The organism is Enterococcus sp. DIV0660C, from assembly GCF_017316125.1.
Classification (GTDB): domain Bacteria; phylum Bacillota; class Bacilli; order Lactobacillales; family Enterococcaceae; genus Enterococcus_B.
Window position 1 is genome coordinate 21,502 of sequence record NZ_JAFLWA010000028.1, and the last position, 6,664, is coordinate 28,165.

Sequence of the window (6,664 nt, forward strand, 5' to 3'; positions counted from 1 at the left end):
ATGTAAGGAGAATTTAATTCAATGAATGAAACAACTAATTCCGCAGAACGTAAAACTTCTGCGTATATCCATATTCCATTTTGCGAGCATATCTGTTATTACTGTGACTTCAATAAAGTTTTTTTAGAGGGACAACCAGTTGATGAGTATGTCGAAATGTTACTAAAAGAGATGGAATTGATGATGGAGAAACACCCTATAGCTGATTTAGAAACACTTTATATTGGTGGGGGGACACCAACTTCACTATCCGCACAACAATTGGATCGTTTGTTAGCAGGTGCCCGTGATATTTTACCTTTTCGATCTGGAAAGGAATTTACTGTTGAAGCGAACCCAGGTGATTTAACTCGTGAAAAGTTACAGGTTATGAAAAATTATGATGTGAACCGTTTATCTATGGGAGTCCAAACCTTTGATAATCGTTTGTTAAAGAAAATTGGTAGAAAACATACTGCAGAAGATGTATACCAAACAATGTCATTTTTGGAAGCAGAAAGCTTCTCTAATGTAAGTATCGATTTGATTTACGCTTTGCCTGGACAAACACTTGAAAATTATCGTGATACATTGGAGAAAGCATTAACACTAGATTTGCCGCATTATTCTTTATACTCATTGATTTTGGAAAACAAAACGATGTTCATGAATTGGGTGAGACAAGGGCGATTGGAGTTGCCTGATCAAGAAACAGAAACGCAGATGTTTGAGGAAACGATTGAAGCAATGGAACGACATGGCCGTCATCAATATGAAATTAGTAATTTTGGGCTGACCGGTCATGAATCACAACACAATCTAATGTATTGGAACAATGATCATTACTTTGGTTTTGGTGCAGGGGCAAGTGGGTATCTCGATCAAACGCGTTATCGAAATAAAGGACCAATCCAACATTATTTACATCCGTTGCGTGAAGGAAACTTACCAATTTTAGAAAAAGAGAAATTATCACGAAATAATCAGATTGAAGAGGAAATATTTTTGGGTTTACGTAAAAAATCCGGTATCAGCAAACAACATTTTTATGATCGTTATCAACAAACGATAGAGTCACTCTACCAGTCAACATTAGATGCATTAGTGAAAGAAGACTTGTTAGTGAATGCGGACGAAAGAATTTATTTAACCTCCAAAGGTACATTTTTAGGGAACGAAGTTTTTGAAAAATTTTTGTTACCAAAAACGGAAATTAATAAATAAAAATTGTTTAAATTTAATTAAATAAAAAAATAATCACAAATAATTGCGTAGCGAGAAGTCAAAAAAATATTGATTTCTCGCTCTTTTTTGAATAAAATCTATCGTTAGCACTCGGCATGGAAGAGTGCTAAAAAATGATGTGTTTTTCTTGACAGAAAGCAGGCAGCTTGTTATATTAGTAAGTAGGTTAGCACTTAGAAGATAGGAGTGCTAATGAGAGGTGATGGAAGATGTTAACACAGAGACAAAGTGATATTTTGCGTCTGATCATCCAAAACTATACGAGTAGTGGCGTACCCGTTGGTTCCAAAACGCTAATGGCCGAGGGAATTGAAGCGAGTTCAGCGACGATTCGTAACGATATGAAGGCGCTAGAAGAAGACGGGCTACTATTAAAAACTCATTCTTCCTCTGGTCGAATTCCATCTGCAATGGGGTATCGTTACTATGTGGATCATTTATTAAAACCAACTCGTGTAACAAATGATGATTTGCAAGTGATTAGGCAGTCTTTAGGGAAAGAATTTCATGAGATCAACGAAATCATACGTCAATCTGCTGAAATCTTGTCTGAATTGACAAGTTATACGACATTCTCGTTGGGACCAGAAGTGAAAGATCGCCGATTAACGGGTTTCCGAATCGTTCCGTTAAACCATCGGCAAATCATTGCTATCGTGGTGACGGATAAAGGTAATGTTGAAAGTCAGGTATTTACTCTTCCAGCAAATTTGGGGAGTCAAGATTTAGATAAAATGGTTCGGCTTGTTAACGACCGCTTGGTGGGAGATCCACTAATGACTGTTTACCAAAAATTACGAACAGAGATCCCAATGATCTTACATAAATATTTCCAATCAACGGAAGGTATCTCTTATTTATTTGATGCTGTTTTAGGTCAAGTATTTGAAGATAAAATTTATGTGAGTGGACAAATGAATCTACTTGATTATGAACCCCATCAAGATTTGAATCAGTTTAAGTCGATGTTTTCTTTAATGAGAGATTCCGACGAGCTTACTCAAATGATTGTTCCAATGGATAGTAATATTCATATTAAGATTGGCTCTGAATTAGGTAATGATTTGCTACAAAACATGAGTATGATTCAAGCAAGTTATGAAATTGATGGGCATGGTCGAGGAACCATTGCCTTACTCGGACCAACAAGCATGCCTTATTCACGAATGTTTGGTTTGGTTGATGTCTATCGAAAAGAACTAGCGAATAAGCTGGCTGATTACTATCGTTTGCTTGATTTATCTGGCTCATGATCGTAAGTCCGCATTTCTAAGATTGATAGCAGCTAATCTGATTTTTAGTATGAATAATCAAGACAGCTGACTGAATAATGAAAGGAAGACTGTATCGTGAAAGAAAACCAAGAGGAATTAGAAAAAGAATTAAAAGACATCCAGCAAGATTTGGAAGTCGATACAGAAGCTGCGGAAGACTCAGGTGTTTCAGAAGTTGAAGTGGAAAATGTTGAAATCGTCAACTTGAAAGCTGACTTAGAAGAAATGGAAGATAAGTTCCTACGCGCCCGAGCTGAAATTGCTAATATGGCAAATCGCGGAAAAAATGAACGTGAACAATTGCAAAAATATCGTTCGCAAGATTTAGCAAAAAAATTATTGCCTTCAATTGACAACCTAGAACGAGCGCTAGCAACAGAAGTTTCAGACGAACAAGGTGCTAGCTTGAAAAAAGGTGTCGAAATGGTATTAGAAGGTGTCCGTTTTGCACTTAAAGAAGAAGGAATCGAAAAAATTCCTGCAAAAGGCGAAACGTTTGACCCAATGCTTCACCAAGCAGTCCAAACTGTTCCTGCATCTGATGAGTTGCCGGCAGATACGATTGTAGAAGTTTTGCAAGAAGGATACAAATTACACGATCGCGTATTAAGACCAACAATGGTCATTGTCGCGCAGTAATTCGTGCAACTATAAAATAAATTTTATTTAATAAGGAGACGTTAATATGACTAAAATTATTGGTATTGACTTAGGTACAACAAACTCTGCAGTTGCTGTATTAGAAGGAAACGAAGCAAAAATTATCGCAAACCCAGAAGGAAACCGTACAACACCTTCTGTAGTTTCATTTAAAAATGGTGAAATCCAAGTTGGTGAAGTGGCAAAACGTCAAGCTGTAACTAACCCAAATACAATTTCATCAATCAAACGTCACATTGGCGAACCTGGATATAAAGTAGAAGTGGAAGGAAAATCTTACACACCACAAGAAATTTCTGCAATGATTCTTCAATATATCAAAGGCTTTGCTGAAGATTACTTAGGTGAAAAAGTTGAGAAAGCAGTTATCACTGTTCCTGCATACTTTAACGATGCACAACGTCAAGCAACAAAAGATGCTGGTAAAATTGCTGGTTTGGAAGTTGAACGTATTGTCAATGAACCAACAGCAGCAGCTTTAGCTTATGGTTTAGACAAAACAGACCGCGATGAAAAAATCTTAGTATTTGACCTTGGTGGTGGTACATTTGACGTATCAATCCTTGAATTAGGTGATGGGGTCTTTGACGTACTATCAACAGCTGGTGACAACCATTTAGGTGGGGATGACTTTGATAACAAGATCATTGATTACATGGTTGCGGAATTCAAAAAAGAAAACGGCGTAGACCTTGGTCAAGATAAAATGGCTTTACAACGTTTGAAAGATGCTGCTGAAAAAGCGAAAAAAGATTTGTCAGGTGTTTCAAGCACTCAAATCAGCTTGCCATTTATTACAGCTGGCGAAGCAGGACCTTTGCATTTAGAAATGACATTGACTCGTGCGAAATTTGATGAATTGACAGCTGACTTAGTTGAACGTACAAAAATTCCAGTACGCCAAGCATTAAAAGATGCTGGTTTATCACAATCTGAAATCGATGAAGTAATCTTAGTTGGTGGTTCAACTCGTATTCCTGCAGTTGTTGAAGCTGTAAGAAAAGAAACTGGTAAAGAACCAAATAAATCAGTAAACCCTGATGAAGTTGTTGCAATGGGTGCAGCAATTCAAGGTGGCGTTATTACTGGTGATGTAAAAGATGTTGTTTTACTTGATGTAACACCATTATCATTAGGTATCGAAACAATGGGTGGAGTCTTTACTAAATTGATTGATCGTAATACAACAATCCCAACAAGTAAATCACAAGTATTCTCAACAGCTGCTGATAACCAACCGGCTGTAGATATTCATGTTTTACAAGGTGAACGTCCAATGGCTGCTGATAACAAAACATTAGGAAGATTCCAATTAACTGATATTCCTGCAGCACCACGTGGTATTCCTCAAATCGAAGTTACTTTTGATATTGATAAAAACGGAATCGTCAATGTATCAGCAAAAGATCTAGGTACTTCAAAAGAACAAAAGATCACTATCAAATCTTCATCAGGTTTATCAGACGAAGAAATCGAACGTATGGTAAAAGATGCAGAATCAAATGCAGAAGCTGACAAAGCTCGTAAAGAAGAAGTGGATCTTCGCAATGACGTAGATGCTTTATTATTCTCAGTTGATAAAACATTGAAAGAATTAGAAGGTAAAGTAGACGCAGAAGAAGTTCAAAAAGCAGAAGCGGCTCGCGATGAATTAAAAGCAGCAGTTGAAGCAAATAACATTGAAGAAATGAAAACAAAACGTGATGCTTTGAATGAAATCGTTCAAAACTTAACAGTTAAATTATATGAACAAGCTGCACAACAACAAGCACAAGAAAATCCTGAAGCAGCACAAGGCGGAGCAGACGATGTCGTTGATGCTGACTTTGAAGAAGTCGACGGTGACGACAAATAATTAGTTCCCTAGTGTGCTAGGAGTAGACCAAAACAGGAAACTTGGACTTAGCTGAAATCTGTAGATTCGGCTAAAGCCATCTTTTCTGGACTGTCTACCTATTCGTAAAAAAGAGAAGGCTATGGGGAAAGTCGATCCGACTTTTTGCCACAGTCTTTTTCTTTTGAAAGAATGCATGCAGCAGTTTTGGTTTCGTCTAAAATGTGATATGATTACAAGCGATGTGAATTTGATGTATTAGAACCAATAGGAGGAAAGCCTATGGCAACGAAACGTGATTATTATGAAGTCTTAGGAATTTCAAAAGGGGCTTCAGAAGATGAAATAAAGAAAGCTTATCGTAAACTTTCTAAGAAATATCATCCTGATATTAACAAAGAAGCAGATGCAGAAGAAAAATTTAAAGAAGTATCTGAGGCTTATGAAATTTTAAGTGACCCACAAAAACGGGCTGCGTATGATCAATATGGTCATGCTGGCACAGATCCAAATTATGGCGCTGGAGGCGGAGGCGGCTTCGGTGGCTTTGGCGGGTTCTCTGGAGGTGGAGGTGGCTTCGGTGGTTTTGAAGATATCTTTGACTCTTTCTTTGGAGGAGGCGGAGGTCGTTCAGTTGATCCAACGGCACCTCGCCAAGGAGCTGATTTGCAATACACAATTGATTTGAGTTTTGAGGAAGCAATCTTTGGTATTGAAAAAGAAATCAAATATAACCGCGAAGAAGTTTGCCACACTTGTCATGGGAATGGTGCAAAACCTGGTACGGAACCAATTACATGTCAAAAATGTCATGGTTCAGGGACAATCAATGTTGAACGTCAAACGCCACTAGGGCGCGTGATGAGTCGTCAAACGTGTGATGTTTGTCACGGTACTGGAAAAGAAATCAAAGAACCGTGTCCAACTTGTCATGGCTCAGGTCATGAAAAGAAAGCTCACTCTGTGAAAGTAAATGTACCAGCTGGTGTCGAAGAAGGACAACAAATGCGTTTAGCTGGTCAAGGTGAAGCAGGTGAAAACGGTGGGCCGTTCGGTGATTTATATGTAGTCTTCCGTGTAGAAGAAAGTAATATTTTTGATCGTGATGGTTCAGAAATCTATTACGAATTACCATTAAGTTTTGTACAAGCAGCTTTAGGAGATGAAGTTCAAGTTCCAACTGTTCATGGGGATGTTAAATTAAAAATTCCAGCAGGGACACAAACAGGAACAAACTTCCGTCTTCGCGGAAAAGGTGCACCTAAACTACGTGGTGGTGCAACAGGTGACCAACACGTGAAAGTGAAACTAATTACACCGAAGAACTTAAATGAGCAACAAAAAGAAGCGTTACGCTCATTTGCTGAAGCAGGTGGAATGAAAGTCGAAGAACAGCAAGAAGATGGTTTTTTCGATAAGATGAAGGATGCTTTTGGCGGAAAAAAGCGTAAATAATAAAACGGTGAAGTCGACAAATATGTCACTTCACCGTTTTATTGTTTATCTGCTTATACTTAATAAAGTGAACTTTTTGGAAATAAACTGAATCAAAAAACGGGTTGTGATACACTCGTAAGTCCTTTGGTAATGAAGGACACGAGTGATAAAAAGAAGTGCTTAGCAATGATTAGTTCTTCTAGAATATGAATCAAAAAAGCATCGTCAAAATCTT

Annotated in this window: 5 protein-coding genes; all 5 read left to right on the forward strand. The window is 37.8% G+C overall.

All coding sequences use genetic code 11. The features are described from left to right. Nucleotides 1-21: 21 nt before the first annotated feature. Nucleotides 22-1,203 carry a radical SAM family heme chaperone HemW gene (hemW, locus tag DOK81_RS07970; protein ID WP_206909897.1) on the forward strand — a complete coding sequence of 394 codons (1,182 nt, stop codon included), beginning with the start codon at nucleotides 22-24 and terminating at the stop codon, nucleotides 1,201-1,203. A 230-nt stretch (nucleotides 1,204-1,433) separates the two neighbouring features. Next, the gene (hrcA, locus tag DOK81_RS07975; RefSeq protein ID WP_206909899.1) at nucleotides 1,434-2,477 is read left to right on the forward strand and encodes a heat-inducible transcriptional repressor HrcA; all 1,044 of its coding nucleotides are present in this window, start codon (nucleotides 1,434-1,436) and stop codon (nucleotides 2,475-2,477) included. A gap of 96 nt (nucleotides 2,478-2,573) precedes the next feature. After that, a complete protein-coding gene (gene grpE, locus DOK81_RS07980) occupies nucleotides 2,574-3,137 on the forward strand; it encodes a nucleotide exchange factor GrpE (protein ID WP_206909901.1) in 564 nt (187 codons plus the stop codon). Between the two features lie 46 nt (nucleotides 3,138-3,183). Next, nucleotides 3,184-5,013, forward strand: a complete 1,830-nt coding sequence (gene dnaK, locus DOK81_RS07985) for a molecular chaperone DnaK (protein ID WP_206909906.1) — start codon at nucleotides 3,184-3,186, stop codon at nucleotides 5,011-5,013. A 261-nt stretch (nucleotides 5,014-5,274) separates the two neighbouring features. After that, nucleotides 5,275-6,447, forward strand: a complete 1,173-nt coding sequence (gene dnaJ, locus DOK81_RS07990) for a molecular chaperone DnaJ (RefSeq protein ID WP_206897730.1) — start codon at nucleotides 5,275-5,277, stop codon at nucleotides 6,445-6,447. The last annotated feature ends 217 nt before the right edge of the window (nucleotides 6,448-6,664 follow it).

What these genes read in the sequence shown, in the direction of transcription:
- dnaJ (WP_206897730.1), top strand. Translation starts at nt 5,275, where the DNA reads ATGGCAACGAAACGTGATTATTATGAAGTCTTAGGAATTTCAAAAGGG.
- hemW (WP_206909897.1), top strand. Translation starts at nt 22, where the DNA reads ATGAATGAAACAACTAATTCCGCAGAACGTAAAACTTCTGCGTATATC.
- hrcA (WP_206909899.1), top strand. Translation starts at nt 1,434, where the DNA reads ATGTTAACACAGAGACAAAGTGATATTTTGCGTCTGATCATCCAAAAC.
- dnaK (WP_206909906.1), top strand. Translation starts at nt 3,184, where the DNA reads ATGACTAAAATTATTGGTATTGACTTAGGTACAACAAACTCTGCAGTT.